The following is a 2,349-nucleotide window of genomic DNA, read 5'->3' as shown; positions in this document are numbered from 1 at the left end:
ATAAAAAGTAATTTATATCTAAACTTATTTCAATACATATTGACTTTTGTACCTATTAGTACTAAAATACGAAATGCAAAATATAATAGGTCGACCAAAAAAATTTGATACTGATGAAATCATATCTATAGCTATGAATTACTTCTGGGTTCATGGGTATGATAACTCAAGCTTAGATGATTTACTAAAAGCTATGGGAATCAAGAAAAGTAGTTTTTATCGTACTTTTAAAAGTAAAGAAGAACTCTTTTCACTGACATTAGATTTATATACTAAAGAAGCTTTTCAAAGAATCACAGAGTTAAACGATGAAAAAGGAACAAAATGTGCACTTATGTCACTTGTAAGTGTAACTATTAAAAACCTTGAATCAAATGATAAAGTAAAAGGCTGTCTACTTGTAAACTCTGGTAAAGAGTGCTTTTGTAAGTACGACAACCTAAGTAGTAAGATTTCACTACAGTTGGTTACTTTCATAGACTTCTTTACAAATATCATTGAAAAATCAAAAAGAGAAAAAAAAATACTAAATCCACTAGATGCAAAAGCGATATCAAGTAGATTTTTAAGTGCTTATCATGGACTTGTTATCATGATACAAGCAGGCGCAGATAAAGAAGTGATAGAGCATGTATTTACTTCTATAGAAGAGTTACTTGACTAATTTTTAGTTATTTATAGCTCAATAAAATATTATAAAATAAAAGGAATTCCAAAGTGAATATTGATTTAACAAACCCTTTATCCCCGTTTATAAAAGTAAAAATGTTTGATGAACAGGAGAAAGTATTAGGTTTAGTAAAAGATAAAGTTCAGGTTGTAATTACATTACCAAATATTACTGATTTTTCTACTGACCTTCATAAAACTATGAAGAAGTTTTCAAAAAAAGACGAATGCTACATAGTGACTTCAAGTCCAAAAGAATCTGTAAGCAAAGTTATAGAACAGTATGACTTATCAAAATCATTTATCTCTTTAGATTTTAAAAATTTTGCGAAAGTATTTAATCTAAAAAGTGAAGAAGATGATCTTAAAAAATCATTGATGATAATAGATAGAAATTGTAAAATCGTGCATAGAGATATTTTAACCTAGATTTATTCACTTGTTAGGGTTGATTTGATAGAGTTTCATTTTAACAGGAGAAGTGATGGATTTTTCAAATGCAAGCATAGATAAACTAATAGTACACCAAGTTGGAAACAAACAAAAAGATGAGGGAGTTTACCTATCTCATAACCCTCAAAGTGTAGAACCAGAACTAGAGAACAAACTACTACACTATTTTTTAAAACCATTTCAGTTAGAGACTGACTTACATCGTTTTACTCACTCTTCTAATTTATCTTTTAATGAAGTTTACATGTACGCAAAAAGCATTTTTGAAAACAGTGATTTCGCTGAGTCTGCAGAGCGCATTGCTTCGCATCTATATGATGCTTCTACTCATCCTAAAATCATGATGGGTGAACTCCTCATAGTGCATTTTAAAGATATAAAGTTTGATGAAGAGTTTCGAGATGCTATTGGCATCTATAAAGTAGAAAAAAAAGATATGTTTTTCAAAGTACTTAAAAACAATGACTCTTTGACTCTAGGAACGGATGAAGGAATCAATGCAAGTAAGATAGAAAAAGGATGTTTCATCATAAATGATGACGCTGAGGAAGGCTATAATATCTACAATATAGACATTCACCAAAAAGTGACTGACTACTGGGTAAATAAGTTTCTAAGCATCGCTCCCGTAGAAAATGACAGCTTTAAAACAAAACAGTTTATGAATATGTGTAAAGGCTTTGTAGATGATGTGGTTACACCAAACTATGAAAAGAGCGAACAAGTAGATTTTGGAAATAACTGTATAGACTTTTTTGAAAAAAATGAAAACTTTAGCCAAAGAGAGTTTTTTGATGAAATGGCATCAAATGAAAATATGCAAGAAGATTTTCGCACATACCGAGACAATTATGCAGATGAGAGTTCACTCAGCTTTGATGATGACTTTGGAATAAGCAAAGATGATGTCAAAAAATATAGAAATAGCTTTAGAGCTTCTATAACTCTAGATGAAAGTGTACAAATTAAATTTTTAAACAACACTGTCCAAGAAGGAAGAAGCTACGAAAAAGGCTACGATGAAGAGACAGGACAGTTTTACTATAAGTTCTTTTTTGAAGAAGAGTATTAGTATGCATTCCCATCGAGGACGATGAGCTTACTTGTTTTTATTACGATTGCTGTGAAGCTATATGAAGTTTACCTTTAATCAATTCCATTAAAAAGTTATTTAAATTTTTAAATTTTATTTTTTCTTTTAATCTCTTAAAAGATATTTCCTCAGAC

At 29.8% G+C, this 2,349-nt stretch carries 3 protein-coding genes; all 3 read left to right on the top strand.

Annotated elements, in window-relative coordinates; genetic code table 11:
* Positions 1 to 73: 73 nt before the first annotated feature.
* Genes QZZ48_RS15460 through QZZ48_RS15450 form a run of 3 tightly spaced genes read left to right on the top strand, consistent with a single transcriptional unit; the run spans position 74 to position 2,194 of the window.
* Positions 74 to 664: a TetR/AcrR family transcriptional regulator gene (locus QZZ48_RS15460; RefSeq protein ID WP_294967151.1), complete on the top strand. Its 591-nt coding sequence runs from the start codon at positions 74 to 76 to the stop codon at positions 662 to 664.
* Between the two features lie 53 nt (positions 665 to 717).
* A complete protein-coding gene (locus QZZ48_RS15455; RefSeq protein ID WP_294967150.1) occupies positions 718 to 1,098 on the top strand; it encodes a hypothetical protein in 381 nt (126 codons plus the stop codon).
* A 55-nt stretch (positions 1,099 to 1,153) separates the two neighbouring features.
* Positions 1,154 to 2,194, top strand: a complete 1,041-nt coding sequence (locus QZZ48_RS15450) for a nucleoid-associated protein (RefSeq protein ID WP_294967149.1) — start codon at positions 1,154 to 1,156, stop codon at positions 2,192 to 2,194.
* Positions 2,195 to 2,349: the final 155 nt, after the last annotated feature.

The sequence above is a fragment of the Sulfurimonas sp. genome (genome assembly GCF_016744025.1).
Taxonomy (GTDB): domain Bacteria; phylum Campylobacterota; class Campylobacteria; order Campylobacterales; family Sulfurimonadaceae; genus Sulfurimonas.
This window is presented reverse-complemented; position numbering and strand designations above follow the sequence as displayed.

Coding starts and splice junctions, on each gene's coding strand:
- QZZ48_RS15450 (WP_294967149.1), top strand. CDS start 1,154: ATGGATTTTTCAAATGCAAGCATAGATAAACTAATAGTACACCAAGTT.
- QZZ48_RS15460 (WP_294967151.1), top strand. CDS start 74: ATGCAAAATATAATAGGTCGACCAAAAAAATTTGATACTGATGAAATC.